This window comes from Marinococcus sp. LNHM4E3-1 (assembly GCF_056034405.1).
Map to the genome: position 1 here is coordinate 22,834 of NZ_JBQLID010000017.1, position 20,749 is coordinate 43,582.

Here is a 20,749-nt window from a genome sequence, read left to right on the forward strand (position 1 = left end):
TCAAGTATTAAAGGTTTAAACTATCCCTTTTGAAGCAAAAAACGCCCGGAGCCGGACGTTTCAGTCGTTCATATGTTCAATACCTTTGGAAAGGACCTTTTCTACATTCGTTAAATGAGCGCTCATTGCTTCTGCTGCTGCTTCTGGATCCTGCTCGTTTATAGCAGTATAAATCCGCTGGTGTTCGTCAAGGAGTCGCCGGAAGGAACGTTTTTCCGAAAAGAGCCATGCTTTTCTCGTTTCATACATCGTTTTCTGCATCGTGTCGGAGAGGCGGCCCATCATCTGTTTTAATAACGTATTTCCGGAAGCTTCGACGATCGCAAGGTGGAAACGGACATCTGCCTGTTCCCCGAGATCATCGGTCCCGCCTGCTGCCTGCGTCATTTGCTCCAGAGCAGTACGCATCTGCACGAGATTCTCCTCAGACCGCCGGACTGCCGCAAGCTCGGAAGCTCCCTTTTCAAGCACATGCCGGACTTCGAACAGCTCCTTCATCTCCTGTTTCGAGATGAGAGTGCGGCTGTTCATCATTTCTGTGATAGTGGAAAAGTCATACTGATTCACAAATGTTCCTTCACCCTGCCTTATGGTTACAATTCCCACAGCACGCAGAGCGCTTAATGCTTCCCGGACGGCCGAACGGCTGACGTCAAATTTTTCCGAGAGAGCGACGACAGAGTCCAGCTTCTCTCCAGGTTTTACTTCGCCGCGCTTGATCATGTCCTCGATTTTTTCCCGGATTACTTCGGCTATTTTTTTCGTTTCAATACGATCCATGCTCATCGCCGCTCTTCCTTCCGTTCACTATTTACCGCTATTGTACCACCCATAGAGTACACATACTACGTTTTGCATCTATTATAGATAAGGTCATCACGTGAGTGGACTTTGCTTAATTTTATATATTCATTACTATGTGAAAAAAGTTTTGTTTTTTCCACGTAGACGATTGTCATTTCGGAAGGAACAAGTTAGAATTTATAACAATGGTTTTCTCTAGTACTTTGCAGCAAAGGTGGAACGTTTTATGTTATCTTTCTTTATCGCTATTATCCTGTTAATTGCCGGCTACATCGTTTACGGATCCTTTGTGGAGAAAACGTTTGGCATCAATGACCGCAACAAAACGCCTGCTTACCGTAACGAGGGGCATATCGACTACTCTCCTCTCAGCTGGTGGCGCGGCAGCCTTATCCAGCTGTTGAATATTGCTGGTCTCGGGCCAATTTTCGGTGCACTGCTCGGTGCGCTGTACGGCCCCATCGTATTTTTCTGGATCGTACTCGGCACCATTTTCGCCGGTGCCGTACACGACTATTTTTCCGGAATGCTTTCTCTCCGTCATAACGGTGCACAGTTTCCGGGACTTGTAGGCAAATATCTCGGGCGTCCGATGCAGAGCTTCATCAATATCGTCAGCATTTGTTTGATGATCCTTGTAGCCGCCGCCTTTATCGCGGGACCGGCTGAATTGATTGCAAGCCTCACACCGCTAAGCTTTCTTACCGCCATTTTTGCTATTTTTGCATATTTTTTACTGGCTGCCCTGCTTCCGATTCAACGGGTCATTGGAAAGATTTATCCTCTTTTCGGCGCAGTGCTTATTTTTATGGCGGTCAGTATTGCCGGTGCGCTGGTATTTTCAGATGTAACGATTCCAAACGTTACGCTTGCCAATCTTCATCCCGATGAACTCCCGGTATGGCCGATGGTGATGGTAACAATTTCGTGCGGGGCTATTTCCGGTTTTCACAGCACCCAAAGCCCAATTATCGCCCGCACGCTGAAAAAAGAATCAGAAGGACGCAGGGTGTTTTACGGGGCCATGATTGCCGAAGGTATCATCACCCTTATATGGGCAGCAGCCGGCATGGCCTTCTTTGGAGGCACTGGCGGGCTTCAGGCAGCCATAGCGGCCGGAGGCCCTGCAGGCGCTGTCAACGAAATTTCTACGAGCCTTCTTGGTACACTGGGCGGGGTACTTGCTGTTCTTGGCGTTATTTTGCTTCCTATTACAACAGGCGACACTGCTCTTCGTTCTTCAAGAATGATGCTTGCAGAGCTAGTGGCAAACGCTGTTTCCCTAAAAGGAAAGCCGCTTTTAATTCTCACTGTTATTCCAGTTGTTATCCCAGCCCTGTTCTTATCTATGATCGATTACTCATTCTTGTGGAGATATGTAGGATGGACCAATCAGCTCGTCGCTACCGTGATGCTGTGGACCGGCTGCATGTACCTGCTTTACGCTGGCAAAAACCATTTCATTTGCGGCGTACCGGCGATGTTTATGACAGCCGTCGTCTGTTCCTACATTTTTTACGCGCCGGAGGGACTCGGTCTTCCGTACGGCCTTTCTATGACGATCGGGGCCGTACTGACAGTGTTCGTGCTTGCATGGTACATCTGGAAAGTGATCTCCGTTAAAAGGCAGGCCGCATACGACCAGGTCGAAAAATCTATATAAATGCTTTTGGCTGCCTGCTATTGCGGGCGGCCTTTTTCACTGAAGGAGAGGCTGATGAAAACGCTGCACGTTCATGCTAAACTGAATACAGACGTGAAATTTTTATAAAGAAGGCGGCTTACCATGCACTACTGGAGAAAAATTAAACGGCGACTGATCGGCGGCAGACTGATCAAGACCGGTATAGCCGTTCTGCTCACTGCCTATATATGCGGTATTTTCGATCTCCCGCAGGCTTTTGCCGTTATTACAGCCATTGTAACCCTTGAACCGACAGCTGCTGCTTCTATACGTAAAGGCGCCCAGCGGCTTCCTGCCACCGTCATTGGGGCAGCTCTGGCAATGATTACCGTTTATTTATTCGGACCAACCCCGGTAACGTATATGATTGCTTCTGTGCTGACACTTTATTTCTGTAATATGCTACGGCTTCGGGACGGGATGCTCGTCGCAACGATTACCGCAGTGGCAATGATCCCCACAGCGAGCGATCATTATTTTTTAACTTTTGTAGAACGTGTCGGCACAACGTTTATCGGCCTTGCGATTTCTACAGTAATTAATTTAACGATTCTGCCCCCAAAATTTTCTTCTTTGCTCGCAGAACAGAATCGTAAAATGTTCGTGGAGACCGCTGAAATTTTTGAGATGCGGCTCGAGGAAGTAATGAATGGCCGGTCTCCTTCTGCACAGGTAATGGAAAAATACCATCAGCTGGAAAGTGACCTGGAGCGGGCAATCCAGCTTTCTTATTACCAGCAGGAAGAATGGAAATATCATAAAAAAAAGGATACAGAGGCAAGAAGGTTCACACGGGAGCAGCGCCAGCTCCATTTTTTAGAGCGCATAAGCTATCATATTAATCGTTTATTTAATTTCGAAACAGATGACGGCACGTTTACGAAAGAAGAAGTTCAGCTGATTGGCGACATTATTCCGGCGATGTCACAAACGATTCATCACTTCGGGGAACGCATATCTGATGAACAGTTCCGGCTCATTGAACGTCTGGACCGGTGCTTTTGGAAAAAACGCCAGCACGCATCACGGCCGAACATAAAAAAATATCACCATCATTTTTCTACCGACGTTATTATTATCTTCGCCCTCCTATCTATTCATGATGTCCTCGAAGAGCTTGAAGAACTTCATTTTCCCGAACAGTCCGAGCAACAGCAAGCGCCCCGGCCTTCGTAAGGCACGGGGCGCTTCATTTATTATTGTTTCTTTTTAGGATTTACTGAAGGAGGATAAAAATTTCACTCTGTCCCCCATTGGAGGCGTCTGTTCATCAACAAGCTGGATTTCCAGCACAGCCGGACAATTATCTGAACAGAGACTTTCGTAAAGCCCGGGAGTAATATCATCCATGGAACGGACGGTGGCATACTTTACTCCCATCTGTTCGGCGATAGCTGCAACCGGCACCATTGATTGTTCAAAACGGTCGTGCATTCTTCCGTATTGAAGCCGGTGTCCGTGATACACCATCCCGAGCCTTGCATTATTCATAACGATAAAAAGAATAGGCAGCTGATATTCTTTAGCCGTCAGCACCTCCATGCCATGCATAAAAAAGCATCCATCTCCCGTAATACTTGTAACAGGACGATGTGGTTCGGCAAGCTTTGCTCCAAGCGCATTGGAAATTCCCGAACCCATGGCACCAAAATGAACGTTGATGTCATACGTATCCGGTTTTTTTACTTCCATGTAGTGAATCACATAGCTCATAAACTCTCCAATATCCACTGTGAAAAGCGTATCCTCCGGCATATGGGACTGGAGCTGCTGAAGCACGTTCTGGGTTTCATATTTTTCGTTTACTGATTTTTTCTGAACGCCTGTCCGCTGACGCCCGGCTTTCCCTGCTTCCGGAAGGCGAAGACGCCTGTTAATTTCCCCAATCGTCGTGCGCACATCTCCGAGCAGGGAAATATCCACCTTATATTTGCGGTCGAATACCGTTGGATCGTGGTCGAGCTGGATCACAAAGCGCTCAGCAGCCAAAGCCGGATTCCAGTTGTTCGTAGCCGTTTCTCCGAGACTGGAGCCAATAACGAATATAATGGAATTATCGCTGTCTTCCATTACCTCCGTAGCTGTTTCGTGCCCGGCAAACCCGTAAACACCATATGCGTTCGGATGATCGGATGGTACAAGCCCTTTAGCCTGCGGCGTAGTAACGACCGGCCAGTCCAGGTAATCCACGAGATTCATAACATCAGACAGGGCATCCTTTGCTCCCTGGCCCAAGAAAATGATCCCCTGACGGTTACTGGAAAGTACCCGGGTGGTTTCCGATACATTACTTTCCACCGGAGACAGCCGGCGCTTCTCCGGGTATTCGAGCAGTTCAGTGCTCCCTTCGAGCATGGATAATTGAATATTGATCGGGATCGCTACGTGCACTGGCCCTGGTATGCCGGCGAATGCTTTACATACCGCTTCTTTAAACACTTCACGCACTTCGTGAATACTTTCCACCCGCCGGCTGTATTTGGTCACCGGAGTAAACATCGGCACAACATCGAGCTCCTGTGAAGCGTTCAAGCCAACGGTCGATGTCGGTACAGAGCCGGTAATAAAAAGTACGGGAGTCTGCTCTCTCATTGCATTTGCTGCCCCGGAGAGAAGATTCGTCGCCCCGGGCCCGCTGCTTGCTATACACACCCCAAGCTTTTCCGAACGCTTCGCGTAGGCGGAAGCCATATATCCGGCCGCCCCTTCATGCTTTGTAATAACCGGTGTAATATCGTCATGCTCATACATTTTATCAAAAAGAGCGTTCACCGATCCCGCCGGAATACCAAATACATAGTCCAGTCCATCCTGCCGCAAATAATCAATTATCCACTGAGCTGCTTTCATTCTGTTTTATCCCCCCACTAATTTTTACTATTTATTACAAAATTCAGGAATTTTACTTGCCTGTATTGGTTTACTATACAGGAAACCTTGAACTAAATCACATTTATTTGCCTGCAAAAATTTCTGTTGTTCAAGCGTTTCCACCCCTTCGGCGATCACGTGAAGGTTCAGACTGTGAGCAAGAGCAATAATTGTAGTTGTAATAGGGGCGGAGCTGTTTTCTGTTTCAATATCATCAATGAATACTTTATCAATTTTCAGTGTATCAATCGGAAATTCCCTGAGATACTGCAGCGAACAGTAGCCCGTGCCAAAATCATCTATTGAAATACGGACACCAATGTTTTTCAGCCTTTTCATGGTTGTGACCGTCTCTTCAGTATTTAACAGCAGTGTGTTTTCCGTAATCTCAATTTCTAAAAATTCGGGTGCAAGTCCCGTTCTGGCTAGTACTTCTTTTACGTTATCCACCAGGCATTCCCTTTGAAACTGCTGCGCGGAAATGTTTACCGCTACACGCAGGCTGCAAAGCCCCTGCTCCTGCCAGCTTTTCGCCTGAGAGCAGGCCTCTTCCAAAATCCATTCACCGATCGACGTGATTAAACCGGTATGTTCAGCCATAGGAATAAATTCTGAAGGAGATATTTTTCCATGGAGCGGGTGGTTCCAACGTACAAGTGCTTCCACTCCGGTAGCCAGGTTTTTACTCAAGCTCACCTGCGGCTGGTAAAACAGTTCAAGTTCATTGTTTTCGAGCGCCCGGTATAAATCATTTTCAAGCCGGATTTTTTTCATGTCCGGCCCCATCTGCTCGGACGAAAACGCCCGGTACGTATTGCCGTTCATTTCTTTCGCTTTATGCATAGCCGAGTTGGCATTCTGGATCAAGTCGTCTGCCAGGTGACCGTCCAGCGGGAAGAAGCTGATACCGATACTTGGTTTTACATACACTTCTTCCCCTTCAAGATAAAACGGGTTGCGGAATACACGCAGAATCTGTTCCGCGGTCGTTGTAGCCTGCGCCATATTCTCAAGCCGCGGAAGGATTAAAATAAATTCATCTCCTCCCTGGCGGGCCACTGTCGCTGCACCGCTCACTATTTCCTGCAGGCGGTACGCAACTTCCGTTAGTAATTCGTCTCCTCCGGCATGGCCGAAGCGGTCATTGATTTGTTTAAAACGGTCCAGGTCGAGAAATAATACAGCCATTTCCTGATCATGCTCTTTGGCTTCCCGGAGTGTCTGACTCAGACGGTCATGGACAAGCATCCGGTTCGGAAGGCCGGTCGTTCCATCATAGTATGCGTAGTATTCAATACGCTGCTCCATTTCTTTTCGGACTGTAACGTCTCTGACCGTTAATACATACCCCACTACTATACCTTCTTCAATCTGGCTCGAGAGAGTATATTCAAGCGTTACGAGTCCTTTTTCAGGGTGGCTCATATACGCTTCCCCACTCACCGGCTGCATGGAATCAGACGCCAGGTAAGAGGCGAAAATATCGGAAAGAGCGCCTTCCTCATTTTCTATATGCTCAAGAATTTCATCGTAGGATTGGATGCTGTGAAATAGCTGGGTGTCCGTTTCAAGCATATGTTCAGCTGCTTCATTGGAAAACATAACGGTGCCTTCCAGCGAAAAGCCGATAATACCTTCATCCACCGTATTCATGATCAGCTCTTTTTCCGTATTGATTTTGCGCATCTCCAAAATCAGCCGCTGGAGCTCTTCGTTTTTGCTTTGTATTTCTTCGGTCCTGCGCGCAATAATGCTTTCCTGACTTTCAAGATTGTATAAATGGATCAGTACAGGCGCAGTAGCATTAACGATGGATTCCACCCGGCGCTGCTGAGCTTTTGTATACCCGGCCGGCTGTTCGCCGAGATGGGCGACTACAATTACGCCGAGAACGCGGCCAACAGAAATCATCGGCACCATGAAAATACTCTTAATATTAAACACATCACAAATTTCCTGAAATATTCTGTTTTCTCGTGCAACATCCTCAACAAACAACGGCTGCTTTGTTTGAACGACCTGCTGAAACAGCTTGTCGTTTGTCTGGTCCATCTGCATCCGCTCATGAATGCTTAACCACTCACTCTGTTCAAAATCGCTTTTGCGGCTGAGCTTTGAAGGCATGACTGTTTCTTTGGAAACAGGATCAATAATATGAAGACTCACATTATGATTGTTTAGTTCGTCGCCGATATGACTAAAGCAGACATCAATCGCCGAATCGGACGTCTGTGAATGGGCAAGCTGCTCCATCACCTCGATAAGGGTCTGCTTTTCATGCAAAAGCTCCTCAATGTTGTGCATCGCCTGGCTGTTTCGAATAGCAACAGCAGCCATGTGGACATAGGCTTCCACTGTTTCAATTTCAGATTCTGTTAAATTCATCGGTACCCCGTAGTCAAACAAATATACGAGTCCGAATAATTCGTCCCCGTGGGAAATTGGAACTGTAAGCACCGATCGGATCTGAAAGAAATCAATTGTTCTGGCATCGGGCCTGTCGTCTTTAGACGTATCAGCAATATAAATGGACTGCCGTGACTCAATCACCTCACGGGCCAGATGATCCACCTGTGGATCAACGACGTGCTGGTCTATAGTCATCCCACTCAGCACTTCCGGCTTGCTGACGTAGCCTCTGTAACGCTCCCTGTCTTCCGGGAGATAAATACCAACCGCATCGCATTGGATAATCTCTTCTGATATAGCTGTTACGACGTGTTCAAGAAGTGTTTTAATGTCTAAATTGGCATTGATCAGTCGTGTAATCCTAGCAAGACGCGTATAACGATTGTGTTGTCCGTTTGACATCGAATCGCCCCTGTCTGTCGATGATTCCTAAGCTCTTATCTATATTATGAACTAATATTTCAATAGCAGGAAAATTTTTTTCTTTATTAAAGTCCTATTTTTTCTCTGCTATCCCCCTGTTATGTAGAGGACACCCTGTTTCCCGCAGGATACAGAAGCGCCTCATTAAATCTCTAGCGGACCTTAATAACTATTTTACCACGGGCACGCCCTTCTTCGCTCTCTCTATGTGCTGCCCGCAGACCTTTTTCTGAAAATTTATGCTTACTGTTAATTTCCACACGCAAAGCACCTTTATTATACAGCGATGTTAAGCGCCGGAGCTTTGCGCCTTCTTCCTGCAGCCATACAAACCCGGCAGTAATACCGGCTTCTTCAGCTTTTTCCTGGGAAGGCGGGGCAGCAACCGAGGCAAATCTGCCCCCGGTGCGGAGCACGCGGAAGCTTTCCTCATGGACACTTTCTCCCACTGTATCTAATACCATATCGTAGTCCGAAAGTATATCCACTACATTTTCTTCTTCATAATTGATCGTCACATCCGCACCCATCTGCTTTAAAAACTCCTGGTTTTTGCCGCTTGCTGTGGCTGCTACATAGGCTCCCATGTCTTTAGCCACCTGTATCGCAAAATGGCCGACACCGCCGGAACCGCCCTGAATAAGCACTTTACTGCCTTCTTTGATTTCTCCAAATTCGAGCAGACACTGCTGGGCGGTCATTCCGGCAAGCGGAATCCCGGCTGCCTCTTCATAGGACATAGGCTCAGGAATGGCTACTAATAGATCTTCATCCACTAATGTCTGTTCTGCATAAGTACCGCGTTCCGTTAATTTTGGCCGCGCAAACACTCTGTCGCCTGGTCCGAAGGCAGTGACATCTTTCCCTGCTGTGCGGACGACACCTGCTACGTCCCACCCTAAAATGATAGGAAATTCGAAAGGGATATCATCTTTCATGTATCCTTCCCGCAGCTTCCAGTCAATTGGGTTGATGGAGGTGGCATACACATCCACGAGCACCTGTCTGTCCCCGGGTGTTTGCGTTTCCATTTCTTTTTCCACAAGTTGATCAGCACTTCCGTATTGTTCAATGACAATTGCTTTCATTATGAGCCTCCTCTCCTACATTCCTCATACCTTTTACTCCTTTAAATGAAACACGTAATAAAATGACCGCTGCATCTAAGAGCGCAGCGGTCAGGGAACAGGATATGTGAATATTTATTAGTGGGACGATACCCGTCTGCGTACAAGTAAAAGTGCTCCCAGTCCGGCTACTGCTGTTCCCGCTAAAGCCCAGGCTGGCTGATTTGTAGCTGTTTCCGGCATTTCGCCGCCTTCTTCTGCAGATTCTTCAGTCATATTTTCATCAGAAGCTTCTGTGGAAGCAGCCTCTTCTTCAGTAGTCGTTTCTTCTGTAGTGCCTTCGTCGGAGGAAGAGGATTCTTCTTCAGTAGTAGAAGTCGTATCTTCTGACGAGTCAGCGGAGGAACTGTCATCTGCTGTTTCCGTTGTTTCATCGTTATTGGAGACTGCAGCGTCAAATTCACTTTCCATGCCTTCCGTCAAATTTTCACATGGCAAGTTATCGTTGTCTGCGTCTAAGTTATGTGGATCATCATTCGGCCCGTAATTATTTTCTTCCCAAAAGGCCAAAACTTCTTCCCCGTCACTAAAATCCGAACAGTTTTCATCGTCTGCTGATACGGGTGCAGTGATGCCCAATGAAATTACTCCTGCGCTGAATAGACTCACCAACCATTTTTTCGACACACAAATTCCTCCTTGTTTAAGTACATATACCTATTCCCCTACTATTATCTTAGGCAATAATTTATAAAATAACAATGCTTTTTTGTATTATATGTAAATTTAATTTACATATAATACAAAAATCCCCCTATATACTTTTTATACAGGAGGAACTTCTTTTTATTATTCAGTTATTCCGCGAGAACGTCCTTCACTGGCTCCAGTGCAGCGAGAAGCTCTTCATCAACCTCCGGAAACGCTCTGGTCCAGTGCAGAAAACCGTGGATCATACCTTCTGCCCGGCGCAGGCTCACCTGCCCGCCAGCCTGGTCAATAGCTTTGGCGAATGCCTCTCCTTCGTCACGAAGCACATCGTTTTCGGCAGTAACGATATGAGTAGGCGGAAGCTCCCCAAGTCGTTCAAAAACAAGCGGAGCGAGGTATGGATCCTCTTCATCTTCTCCGTCAGCATACTGTTCCATAAACCATTCCAGATCCCGGAGCGGCAGACCGTATCCTCCGGCAAACATATCCACCGAAGGGAAATCATGCTCCCCGCTGACGCTTGGGTAAAAAAGAAGCAGTGAAGCCACCTTCGGGCCGTTTTCTTCCAGCGCGCGTATAGCGGTCACAGCTGCCAGGTTGCCACCCGCGCTGTCGCCGGCCAGAGCTGTCCTTTCCGCGTCCAGCTGGTGCGGCTCCGCATTTTCCATCAGCCATAGCAGCGCATTGTATGCATCCTCCGGCGCTGCCGGAAAAGGATGCTCGGGCGCAAGCCGGTAATCCACGCTCACGACTGCACAATCCGATTCTTTGGCGATGGCACGGCAGATGTGGTCGTGTGTCCCAATATTCCCAATCACAAATCCACCGCCGTGATAGTAAACAATGGTCGGGTAGCGGTCCATCTCGGTATCAGGGTAATAAATCCGGAGCGGTATTTCCCCGTATTCCCCGGTAGTCATTATATCCCGGATACCTCCGGCCTCATCAACATTAACGTGGGACGTAATAACGTCAATACTGTCATTGAACTGCCCCCGGGCTTCTACCGGCGTCAGCTCGTGCATCTGCATCATGCTTTCCTGTTCTTCTAAAATTGCCTGCAGTTCTTCGTGCACAGCCATATTATCTGCCCCGCTTACTCGTCTGCTGCATGGATGGCGTGCTTTTCATTCAGTTCGTTGTAATCGAGCTGAAGCAGCTGCAGCCAATCCTGCACGTATTTTTTGGCATTATCCCGTTCGAACTGCTCCCATTCATTTTCGAGCCCGAATTCTTCCACCTGTTTTTCGAAAGATAAAAAACGGTCCTCTTGTTCCAGTGCTTTTTTCAGGGATTCCTCTTTATCATCCGGCTGCTTCGAGGCAAAGTCCTGCATCAGCCGTGTACTTTCTGCTTTCGTAATCGTCGGGATAGCCACAAGATTCGCGCTTTCCTCCGAACTCCAGGACAGCGGCGTATCCTCTGATACTGTTTCGACAAATACCAGTCCGAGCTTTTTATCCAAAACGAACATAAACTCATCAAACTGCTGCAGGTATGCTTCTACTAAATCATCCATCAATGCCATATTATTCGTGCCCCTTTTTCTTGATTTCAATTCTTTCCGTTAATTTCGCTTTTACCTCCGGCCATTCCTCTTTTATAATGCTGTAAACAGCCGCATTGCGCACGCGTCCATCCGGAAGCTTGCGCTCATTACGCAAAATGCCTTCTTCAAAAGCTCCCAGCTTCTGAATTGCTTTCCTGGCAGCTTTGTTCTGTTCATCTGTTTTAAACTGTACACGAACAACCCCCAGGGTTTCAAACGCATATGTGAGAAGTAAATATTTGCACTCCGTATTTACGCCGGTGGAACGGACCCTTTCACTGTAATACGTAGATCCAATCTCTGCTGTTTTCCGCTGCGGGGAAATATCGTAAAGCCTGGTCGATCCCACAATGGCGCCGTCTTTTTTCCGCTTCACAACAAACGGCACCGTATCTCCCTGCTGATACAGCTTCAAAGCTTCCTCGACGATCATTTTCATATCGTGTTTATTATGCATCTTTCTCGTCATGTATGTCCAATTGGAAGGCTCTGAGGCGATTTCAAACAATGAGTCTGCATGTTTTTCCTCCAGCAATTCCAAATCAAACTGCTCTCCTGTTAACCGCAATGTATTAGCTCCATTTCCTTTAATCGGATGTATTTATCATATCACTCCAGGCCTTAAGCCAAAAGTAAAAAGCAGCACCTCCCGGGATGCTGCTTACTGTGTTACTGCCCGGACAGCACTCTGCTTTTCAAAGCCCCGGTTCCGGAATGCTTTTTTCTCTTTCGGGGTAAAAGCATTGTATTCTTTAAGGAAAGCTTCATATTGTTTTAAAATTTCGGAGGCTTCTCCTTCAGCTTTCACTTCTCCAAATTCAAGCCATAGTATTTTGTTGCAGAATTCTTTCATCTGCGTCAGCGAATGGCTGACAAAAAACATCGTTTTCCCCCGCTGCTTAAATTCGTGCATTTTATCCAGGCATTTTTGCGCAAAGGCTTTATCCCCTACAGATAAAGCTTCATCTACAATAAAAATATCCGGATTTACAGTGATCGATATGGCAAAGCCAAGCCTTGACTTCATACCGCTCGAATACGACTTTACCGGCTGGTCAATGAACTGCTCAAGCTCGGAAAACTCGATAATATCCGGCTCCATTTCCCGGATTTTCCGTTTGGAAAACCCGAGCATCAAGCATTTCAGCTCGATATTTTCCCGTCCGGAGAGCTTTCCGTTCAGCCCCGTGGAAACAGAGATCATCGCAGCTTCCCCATTCGTCTTTACCGAGCCCTTCGTTGGCGGAATGGTGCCGGAAATAATATTGGAAAGAGTTGATTTCCCGGAACCATTGACTCCTACGAGTCCAATGATATCCCCTTTGTCTGCTTTAAACGAAACATTGTGCAGAGCGTAAAACTCTTCCCCGTAGCTTTTTGGCAGAAGCAGATCCTTCAGCCGTTCAGCATGCGTATCATACAGCTTATATTTTTTTGAAACATTTTTGACTACGACGGATTTTTTCATTTGTTCTCCCCCGTCTCTATCCTCATTGTGTGATTTATAAAACTATCCGCACTGCCGGTTTACAGAAAATCCACAAAATGCCGGCGGAAGCGCACATGCAATACAGCTCCAATACTGAAAAGCACAAAAACCAACGCCCAGAAATAAAGGGTGTAGCTGGCATTTGTAATGAAGTACCATTCCCCGTAAAAAAAGCTTGCCCGATACCCTTCCACCAGGTAGTACATCGGGTTGATTTTCATTACAGGAATCAGCCAGTCAGGCAGCCGGTTGTCCATCGGCCACAGTATCGGAGTTAAATACAAAAACACCCGGATGGAAGATTGAATAAATACTTGAAAATCCCGGACAATTACCGTAAGCGTAGAGGTGATCATGACCACGCTGAGCACAAGCAGAATAGCTGCCAGCAGAAAATACGGAATTTGAAGATAATACACGCTGATCGGATGCCCGGCAAACTGCATGTAAACAATCGTAATCGCAAGCAGCGCCAAATGTGGAAAGAGCCTTGAGATCACCACGTAGGCTGGAATAATGCTCGTCGGAAAGTTCATTTTGGAGATCATTTTTATCTTTGAAAAAATAGCTTTTGACCCGTTGGTTACCCCGGGCTGGATAAAAAACCACAGGATAATGCCCGCAAGCATCCAGGTCAGAAACGAAATGCCATCTACGTCGCTCCGCTGGCGGATCCCATAGCCAAAAGCAAACCAATAAATGGCAATAAACAGAAGCGGACTGATGATTTCCCAGAAGGAACCAAGGTAATTGCTTTTGTTTTTAATTTTTGTTTCATATACCGCCAGCCGGTTGATCAGCGGAATGCTCGTCCATAATTCTTTCGCTACGGTTCGTACTGCATTCATATTGTTTCCCTCTTTTATCCTCTGCCCAACTAATTAATTTGCGTTGAACACTTTTTCCACCACACGCTTGGCCGCATAGCCGTCTTCCCACTGATTGAACTGTTCTTCGAAATCGGCAACCTCTTTATGGTAACGTTCCCGAATCGTGTCGCTGTTTTTCACTTCTTCGATGATTTCTTCAGTGTTCATCACAAGCGGCCCCGGTGCTTCCTGCTCAAAGTCAAAATAGAACCCGCGCAGCTTATCCCGGTAGCTGTCGATGTCATACGTATAAAATATCATCGGGCGCTTTAAAATGCCATAATCAAACATCACAGAAGAATAATCTGTAATCAGCACATCGCTGACCACGTAAAGGTCCCGGATGTCCTCATACGCAGAAGCATCAATCGCAAAATCCTCGTACCCGGTAACATCCAGATGATCAGACACCAGGTAGTGCAGACGCAGAAGCAGTACGTATTCATCTCCGAGTTGTCTGCGCATTTCCTCCAGATCCATCGAAAGGGTAAATTTGTATTTCCCAATAAAATAGTATTCATTGTCCCGCCACGTTGGAGCATAAAGGATAACCTTTTTGTCTTCCGGAATACCAAGATTTTCTTTGACCTGCTCGACGTCTGAATGTGAATAATGATGAAGGTAGTCGTTTCTGGGGTAACCCGTTTCAAGCAGATTATGTCTGAATTCAAACGCCCTCCGGAAAATCTGGGCGGAATAAGGATTCGGGGCTACAAGATAGTCCCAGCGCCCGGCTTCATACAGGAAATTCCTTTTGTATTTTTCCGTCGTCGTGCCCGGCATCGTCACTTCATTCATATCTTTGGCGAGTTTTTTGAGAGGTGTGCCGTGCCACGTTTGAATGTACACCGTTTTGTCCGGCTTCGGAATCCATTTTGGCAGCCGGCTGTTAAATACCCAGTACCTGGCGCGCATTAAAACAATAAACCAGCGGAAAGAGAAGCGTTTGATTGTCTTCAGGCCCCGTTCATCAAAAAGCTCCTTATACCGGTGGTCAATGCTCCAGTAAAACCTCAGCTTGGGGTAATCCTGCTGCATTTGTTCATAAATCGCACGCGGGTTACAGCTGTACTGTTTGCCGAAAAAGCTTTCAAAAACAATAATGTTTTCATTTTTTGGAAGCTTCCCGAGCACCGATAGGACCGCTTTGTAGAAGTTTTTGCCGTTACGCAGCCTTTTAATTTTTTTCCATCGTTTCGTTACCCGCTTTTTCACATTTTTCCATGAGCGTTTAAATTTCTTTTTGTATTTTTTCGTCCATTTCTTTTTTGCCATTATCGTCCCTCAATTTTTTAAAAGTTCGTATTTTGGATGCTTTGCAGCGCATCTTGTTCCATTCTATCAAAAAAGAGCTTAACAAAAACGACAAACTTACAAAACAGGTTTAAGTTTTTGTAAATCATTGTTAATTCTGATGGCAACAAAAAAAGGGAGAGAACATCTCTCCCTCCCCGGCTGCTCAGGTTCTCCGCTTAGGCAGGCGAAGCCTCTTTGAGTGAAGATTAATAATTTACGAGCAGTAATTCTTTTTTGATTTTCGTCGTCGAGATGTCAGCAGTGCGCGGCAGATAAACTACTTCACAGTATGGGCGGAGGAAATCGAATTTTCCGTGCCAGTCATCACCCATCACAAAGGTCGTAATATCGTGATCGAGTACGTCGTCGATTTTCTGCTCCCAGTTTTCTTCCGGGATGACTTCATCTACATAGCGAACCGCTTCCAAAATCAGCTTACGCTGCTCATACGTGTAATATGCTTTTTTGGATTTCAAGTCATTGAATTCGTCTGTCGATATTGCTACCACCAAATAATCTCCAAGCTCTTTAGCTCTGCGAAGAAGATTAATGTGCCCCCAATGCAGCAAGTCGAACGTGCCGTAAGTCAATACTTTTTTCATAGTAATGCCCCCCTATATTCCGTTAATTTTACTCTGTATTTTATTCTTCTACACAAATAATTTTCTCAACAAATTCTTCATTAAAAATTTACATTTATCAACTTGACGCGTTAATTGTAACACATATACCCTGTCAAATATGTCGTCTAATCGTGGGAAGTGGGATGAACTTTCTATAAAACTATGTGACAACCGCGACAACCTTCACATCTTTTCACACATTTAAAGATATTTTAATATAGTTTATGGGCTGCTGCACGCCACAAAAAACGGAGCAGAATGGTTCTGCTCCGTCATCTGTTTTCTTCTTCAAGCTCTGCTGCAGCCTGGAAAATGCGCGCAGCATTCTGCTTATCTGAATGACTGAAAATCATTTCCCTGTTCTCGCTTACTGCTTTCTTTTCGATCCAGCCGCGCTTCAAATGACGCCGCAGGCTTTTCAGCAGCTCTTCCTCCGAATGCACAACATCTCCAAGAAAAGTCTCTTCAAGCGGACGGAGACTGCCTCCCTGGAAAAACCGTTTCGTATCGAAATGATAATAGATAACCGGCTTCTGCATATACGTAAAATCAAATGAGACGCTTGAGTAGTCTGTGATCATCAGCATACTTTCCTTTAACAGCTGCTGGACCGTTTTTTTACCCAGTTTGACTACTTCGATTTTATCACTGTTAATTTTATCGAAAGCGTCTGTGTACTGCTGCATCCGGTAGTGCGGATAAAACTGCAGCACCACGTCATTTTTCTCTAAAAACCGGTGCAGCCTCGGATTTTCCAGAAAGCTTTTGTACCGGCGGTAATATTCCGATTCCAAAAAGGTTTCCTTGGAATGCAGCCACTCCCGCCAGGTCGGAATAAAAATAATTTTCCGCTCCGCCGCCGGGCCCTCCAGGAGATTATCAAACCGTGAAAGTCCCGTCACCTGAACAGTCTCTTCATCATAGTGCATCTTTTTCATAACCATTTTCTTTTCACTTTTCGAGCTGACGCAAAACAAATGAAACGGATATTTATAGTATTCCCGGTTATATTCCACACGCTTTCGCCCAAGCACGCCGTGCTGCAGAAAGACCCGCAGGCCGTTCCGGTAGGATTCCATTAACGAGCCTTTAAACGGAAGAAAATATTCAAGGTCATGCGAACCGAAAAAGGCTGTCGCCCGCAGACAAACGTCCACGTGCTCATCGCTTCCGATAATCAGAACGTTCCCAAGCTTTTCGACAGCTTCACGGTCCATGGAGTCTTTCTCAATCGCATAGTACACGTCCATTTCCGGGTGTACGGTCCGGCAGTACTTGAAAAAATGATACCCTGTATCCTGCGCCGTATCCGGACGTTCCCCGACAACCCACACTGCAGGCTTTTTCCCAGCCCTCTGCATTCTGGCATTTTCTTCCCGGAGCTTCAGGAAATGCTTACGTGGATACGTTGTCGTCTCTATTTTCACATTCCCGCGCGGCGTATAGGTTACATACCAGGAAACCGCCTGATCCCCCTCTTCAAGCACCCAGGAATGCAGGATTTCATCTTTATAATAGATAAAATCTTTTTTCCCAAGCTTTCGTTCGTGCATGAATTCTCCGGCATGCAGACGGATATGCATATCCAGCACAGCCCTATCACCGTGAAGCGAGCGGAAATCCTCGAAGGCCGCTTCTGCTTCAAATTGCACCCAGTTATCTTTCAGGTACTGGTTTTTGATGGCAAAGTGATGCTCGTCTTCCGTTTCCCGGTTTTTTATCACTACAGTAACCCGCTGTCTCGGCCGCAGGTTACGTGTCAGTGTTGTAAAACGGGCCTGCCCTTCAATAATAAATTTCCCGTTTTTCACCTTCATCGATGTAATATCCTTGGCAATGTCGATTTCATCTATGGAGAAGGCTACACGTTTACTTGTCGTCCGGTAAAACTGGTGGCGGTAAATTTTGTCCTGGTGGTACCATTCAAGCTTTGTATTTTTCACGAGGTTGCCGCTGTTGGAACGCAGCCGGTAATCAATCTCCTCTTCGTTTCTGGTAACACGCAGGTAAAGATCCGACCGCCCGAGCCGGTAGGGATGCTTTCCTCTCCCGGCTTCATTTTTAAATAAATCCGTCACTTCTCCGTGAAAAACGTATTGCGCCTGTTTGGAATGCAGCTTATACACATGCACCGGCACAGATGCTTCTTCATTAGTGTCTCTGTTTTTCCATACGAGCTCCCAGGCGTCCGGAGTGTAGCGGTTCCAGTAAATCGTGCCCCGGAAATGAATAGTTCCCTGTTCATAGCTTGCCCGGACCGTATACAGTTTGACGTTTTCTGTCTGAATCATAACCGAAGCCGAATAATTCTGGGTGCGGTACAGCCGGAAGCTGACCGCCCCTTTTTCATAATGAGGAGCATACCACTTGGATGCTTTCACCATATCCTTGGCCGGCATATGAAGACGATGCCGCCATAACGGCTTCTCACTGGCATCTGCGATATAAAAATCCCATACTCCTGTAAAATGACTTGAAGCCTCAAGCTTTACAGTCGACGACCACCATTTATCATTCTTCCATTCCACAGGGTAATAATATTTTTTCGGTTCTCCGCGCTTTTTCAGAATCAGTTGAAGCTTTGACGGCCAGCCGTTTGCTTCAAGCAGATGCTTTGAAGCTGTGCCGAGCAATACCCATCCTTGATCTACTGCTTCTACATCCATCAAATATGCAGGGAAGAGCTTCACTTTTTTTCCCGACGGCCTGGTAACTTTTAGTTCCAGGTTGTTAAATTTATTGATTACCGGTCTGAATAAACATCCTTTTTCATTTACACTAATTGTCCCCTTCTGCAGCCAGGTCGTCCCGCTCCTTCCAGTTTTCAAACGATAACGAATTCCTTCCCGCCGGTTCGAAAGCACCGCATAGCCGACCGCTTTAAAAGGAATATCAGCCGCCAGTTTTTCAAGCAGTACGTAGGGCACATAGCCTTCAAACGTTGAAAAGCTCCGTCCGTTTCTCGTGTCAGACGTAAAAAAACGGAGCGGCACCCTGATCCGGTTTTCCCATTCCACTCCTCCTGCCCATTCGATAAAAGAATATTCCTCTTCAATTCGCTTTGGCAGCCGGTCATCTCCAATTTCAATGCGGATTGTTATACCATGGTCGTCTCCAAGCCATTCCTTCGTCCGGCAGCTGTACTGTTTTTCCTTCCACGGGGACTCTCTTTTTTTCAGCTGCTGCACCGGTGTCCGGTAATGCGTTTTTATTGCTGGTGCCTTCATCTCGACGCTCTCCTCTGTTGTCAAACTCTTTTCACTATGTAAAATGCGGACGCTCTGAAGGGTCCGCATTACGTTTCATATTAGTATAGCATATGCGTATTAGTAGCTTCTATACGCGAATGGGCGCGTGTACGTTTCGGTCAGACGGGCTCTCCAGGCAAAATCATCCTCCGCATGATCATGGCGCCTTGGGATCCATTTTTTCCCGATAATCATCGTTTCCGGCCGGTCCTTTGTATACTGCTTCCATTCCGGTATATCTTCATGCCCGGGATCTCCTTCCCTGGCGAACCGAACCCAGGCGTCCTGCATCCTGCGGGTGAGCCCCGGGCTTTCATTTATTCCCAAAAGCATCCGGTTCCGGAGAGAAAACGCTGTTTTAACCGTATTAAACAAATACCCGAGCTCGAGTCCATGGCAGGCTTTCAGCCAGCGTGCTTCCATATTGAATCGGTATTGATACACTTTCCCTCCTGCCCGGGAATAAAGCTCGCTGAGTTCTGTGTGATATAAACGAAACGCCCGGTCTGTAAACATTTGCATAAAAATCTGCGAGCGGCTCCATTTAGGATATCTTTTCTTATAGTCATGATAAACAGCCATCGTTGTCTCTTCCGACATATGTTCGTATTTCCGAAGATAAAATAATACATACGTATCCACTGATTTTTTCTGGCGCAGCTCTGGAATCAGCAGCTTGAAAAAATGCATCTCATTGGCAGTGGAGCCGTGAAGGAGCTGCACCTTTCCTGCATTTTCCTGAATTGCCCGTTCTACATCAAATGGAATAATTTCTCCATCTGGTGTGGGGGCAAATATTCTGGAGCCATTATACGGTCCGTTGGAGGTGAAGTTTTTGTTCACGAACGACACCGTAGTTTTTACAAGGCTTTCTGCCGGGATCGTGCAGATGTCATTCATGGAATGCAGGCCGAGCTTGTAAATAAGCTGATCCGAAATGTTCACCGCATCCTCCACCGAACGCGCAAGTCCGGTAATCACTCCGCTCTGGGCGATGACCTTCTGAAAAAGCCCACGGGCAGCAGGAGCAGCTAGCAGGGCCGTTACACTGATGCTGCCGGCTGACTCTCCAAAGATGGTGACGTTCTTCGGGTCTCCGCCAAAGCTTTCAATATTTTCCCGGACCCAGCGGAGTGCTTCCATTTGGTCGAGCAGGCCGAGGTTTTTCATATAGGCCTGTTCCGGTCCGCAAATGTTCTCTGCATCCAAAAAACCAAACATCCCCAGCCGGTAATTAATACTCACCACCACCACTTCTCCCCGGGAAGCCAACGATTTCCCGTCATATAACGCCTCCCGGTTCGATCCGCTGTTAAAGCCGCCGCCGTGAATAAACACCATCACCGGCCGGTGGTGCATCGGTTCTTCGTCCGGTCTCCAGATGTTTACATTCAGGCAGTCCTCCGATTCGGTACCCTTTCGGAGGCCTTCCACAGTCTGCGGGCAGGAGGGGCCATAATCCAGAGCACTGTACACTTCTGTGGATTCGCCCAAACGCTGCGGCTTTTTAAACCGCTCCGCCTCTGCGTATTTTATTCCGAGATACTCCTGAACATATTTGTATAAACGGCCTTCGTATATTCCTCCGGGTGCATGCAGCCGGACAGTGCCTTTTGATTTTTTCATTTTATCCTCCATATATACAAAGCGTTATATTTATTTTTTAGTAAGAAAATATGTATATTTTAATTCTTCGTGATATTAGT

General features: G+C 46.6%; 16 protein-coding genes. 2 read left to right on the forward strand and 14 right to left on the reverse strand.

Annotated elements, in window-relative coordinates; genetic code table 11:
• Nucleotides 1–60: 60 nt before the first annotated feature.
• Nucleotides 61–786 (reverse strand): FadR/GntR family transcriptional regulator, encoded by a 726-nt coding sequence (locus ACTRXI_RS14610; protein ID WP_474263695.1) that lies wholly within the window; start codon nt 784–786, stop codon nt 61–63.
• Nucleotides 787–1,030: 244 nt separating this feature from the next.
• Between ACTRXI_RS14610 and ACTRXI_RS14615 the strand changes: the two genes are divergently transcribed.
• Complete coding sequence (locus tag ACTRXI_RS14615; RefSeq protein ID WP_474263697.1) at nt 1,031–2,467, forward strand: carbon starvation CstA family protein; 1,437 nt, start codon at nt 1,031–1,033, stop codon at nt 2,465–2,467.
• 123 nt (nt 2,468–2,590) lie between these two features.
• Nucleotides 2,591–3,664, forward strand: a complete 1,074-nt coding sequence (locus tag ACTRXI_RS14620; protein WP_474263699.1) for an FUSC family protein — start codon at nt 2,591–2,593, stop codon at nt 3,662–3,664.
• A gap of 33 nt (nt 3,665–3,697) precedes the next feature.
• Here the strand turns inward: ACTRXI_RS14620 and ACTRXI_RS14625 are convergent, their stop codons facing one another.
• The 13 genes from ACTRXI_RS14625 to ACTRXI_RS14685 all read right to left on the reverse strand — a co-directional run bounded on the left by ACTRXI_RS14625 (nt 3,698) and on the right by ACTRXI_RS14685 (nt 20,669).
• A complete protein-coding gene (locus tag ACTRXI_RS14625; RefSeq protein WP_474263701.1) occupies nt 3,698–5,338 on the reverse strand; it encodes a thiamine pyrophosphate-binding protein in 1,641 nt (546 codons plus the stop codon).
• Nucleotides 5,339–5,365: 27 nt separating this feature from the next.
• Entirely contained in the window at nt 5,366–8,170 is a 2,805-nt protein-coding gene (locus tag ACTRXI_RS14630) for a bifunctional diguanylate cyclase/phosphodiesterase (RefSeq protein WP_474263703.1), read from the reverse strand.
• Nucleotides 8,171–8,343: 173 nt separating this feature from the next.
• Complete coding sequence (locus ACTRXI_RS14635) at nt 8,344–9,279, reverse strand: NADP-dependent oxidoreductase (protein WP_474263705.1); 936 nt, start codon at nt 9,277–9,279, stop codon at nt 8,344–8,346.
• Nucleotides 9,280–9,396: 117 nt separating this feature from the next.
• Nucleotides 9,397–9,945, reverse strand: a complete 549-nt coding sequence (locus tag ACTRXI_RS14640; protein WP_474263707.1) for an LPXTG cell wall anchor domain-containing protein — start codon at nt 9,943–9,945, stop codon at nt 9,397–9,399.
• 170 nt (nt 9,946–10,115) lie between these two features.
• Nucleotides 10,116–11,051: an alpha/beta hydrolase gene (locus ACTRXI_RS14645; protein WP_474263709.1), complete on the reverse strand. Its 936-nt coding sequence runs from the start codon at nt 11,049–11,051 to the stop codon at nt 10,116–10,118.
• Nucleotides 11,052–11,065: 14 nt separating this feature from the next.
• Entirely contained in the window at nt 11,066–11,497 is a 432-nt protein-coding gene (locus ACTRXI_RS14650) for a UPF0158 family protein (RefSeq protein ID WP_022793658.1), read from the reverse strand.
• Between the two features lies 1 nt (nt 11,498).
• Entirely contained in the window at nt 11,499–12,086 is a 588-nt protein-coding gene (locus tag ACTRXI_RS14655) for a GNAT family N-acetyltransferase (protein ID WP_474263711.1), read from the reverse strand.
• A gap of 93 nt (nt 12,087–12,179) precedes the next feature.
• Complete coding sequence (gene tagH, locus ACTRXI_RS14660; RefSeq protein ID WP_322526046.1) at nt 12,180–12,986, reverse strand: teichoic acids export ABC transporter ATP-binding subunit TagH; 807 nt, start codon at nt 12,984–12,986, stop codon at nt 12,180–12,182.
• 59 nt (nt 12,987–13,045) lie between these two features.
• A complete protein-coding gene (locus ACTRXI_RS14665; protein ID WP_462864959.1) occupies nt 13,046–13,855 on the reverse strand; it encodes an ABC transporter permease in 810 nt (269 codons plus the stop codon).
• 33 nt (nt 13,856–13,888) lie between these two features.
• The gene (locus ACTRXI_RS14670; RefSeq protein WP_474263713.1) at nt 13,889–15,151 is read right to left on the reverse strand and encodes a CDP-glycerol glycerophosphotransferase family protein; all 1,263 of its coding nucleotides are present in this window, start codon (nt 15,149–15,151) and stop codon (nt 13,889–13,891) included.
• A gap of 227 nt (nt 15,152–15,378) precedes the next feature.
• On the reverse strand, nt 15,379–15,774 hold the full coding sequence (gene tagD, locus ACTRXI_RS14675) for a glycerol-3-phosphate cytidylyltransferase (protein ID WP_022793663.1): 396 nt from the start codon (nt 15,772–15,774) through the stop codon (nt 15,379–15,381).
• Between the two features lie 293 nt (nt 15,775–16,067).
• Nucleotides 16,068–19,022 (reverse strand): CDP-glycerol glycerophosphotransferase family protein, encoded by a 2,955-nt coding sequence (locus tag ACTRXI_RS14680; protein ID WP_474263715.1) that lies wholly within the window; start codon nt 19,020–19,022, stop codon nt 16,068–16,070.
• Nucleotides 19,023–19,121: 99 nt separating this feature from the next.
• The gene (locus ACTRXI_RS14685) at nt 19,122–20,669 is read right to left on the reverse strand and encodes a carboxylesterase/lipase family protein (RefSeq protein WP_474263717.1); all 1,548 of its coding nucleotides are present in this window, start codon (nt 20,667–20,669) and stop codon (nt 19,122–19,124) included.
• Nucleotides 20,670–20,749: the final 80 nt, after the last annotated feature.

Excerpts from the sequence above, each read along its gene's own strand:
- ACTRXI_RS14620 (WP_474263699.1), top strand. The coding sequence starts at position 2,591 with ATGCACTACTGGAGAAAAATTAAACGGCGACTGATCGGCGGCAGACTG.
- ACTRXI_RS14650 (WP_022793658.1), bottom strand. The coding sequence starts at position 11,497 with ATGGCATTGATGGATGATTTAGTAGAAGCATACCTGCAGCAGTTTGAT.
- ACTRXI_RS14630 (WP_474263703.1), bottom strand. The coding sequence starts at position 8,170 with ATGTCAAACGGACAACACAATCGTTATACGCGTCTTGCTAGGATTACA.
- ACTRXI_RS14625 (WP_474263701.1), bottom strand. The coding sequence starts at position 5,338 with ATGAAAGCAGCTCAGTGGATAATTGATTATTTGCGGCAGGATGGACTG.
- ACTRXI_RS14680 (WP_474263715.1), bottom strand. The coding sequence starts at position 19,022 with ATGAAGGCACCAGCAATAAAAACGCATTACCGGACACCGGTGCAGCAG.
- tagD (WP_022793663.1), bottom strand. The coding sequence starts at position 15,774 with ATGAAAAAAGTATTGACTTACGGCACGTTCGACTTGCTGCATTGGGGG.
- ACTRXI_RS14615 (WP_474263697.1), top strand. The coding sequence starts at position 1,031 with ATGTTATCTTTCTTTATCGCTATTATCCTGTTAATTGCCGGCTACATC.
- tagH (WP_322526046.1), bottom strand. The coding sequence starts at position 12,986 with ATGAAAAAATCCGTCGTAGTCAAAAATGTTTCAAAAAAATATAAGCTG.
- ACTRXI_RS14670 (WP_474263713.1), bottom strand. The coding sequence starts at position 15,151 with ATGGCAAAAAAGAAATGGACGAAAAAATACAAAAAGAAATTTAAACGC.
- ACTRXI_RS14635 (WP_474263705.1), bottom strand. The coding sequence starts at position 9,279 with ATGAAAGCAATTGTCATTGAACAATACGGAAGTGCTGATCAACTTGTG.
- ACTRXI_RS14665 (WP_462864959.1), bottom strand. The coding sequence starts at position 13,855 with ATGAATGCAGTACGAACCGTAGCGAAAGAATTATGGACGAGCATTCCG.
- ACTRXI_RS14685 (WP_474263717.1), bottom strand. The coding sequence starts at position 20,669 with ATGAAAAAATCAAAAGGCACTGTCCGGCTGCATGCACCCGGAGGAATA.
- ACTRXI_RS14645 (WP_474263709.1), bottom strand. The coding sequence starts at position 11,051 with ATGGCTGTGCACGAAGAACTGCAGGCAATTTTAGAAGAACAGGAAAGC.
- ACTRXI_RS14610 (WP_474263695.1), bottom strand. The coding sequence starts at position 786 with ATGAGCATGGATCGTATTGAAACGAAAAAAATAGCCGAAGTAATCCGG.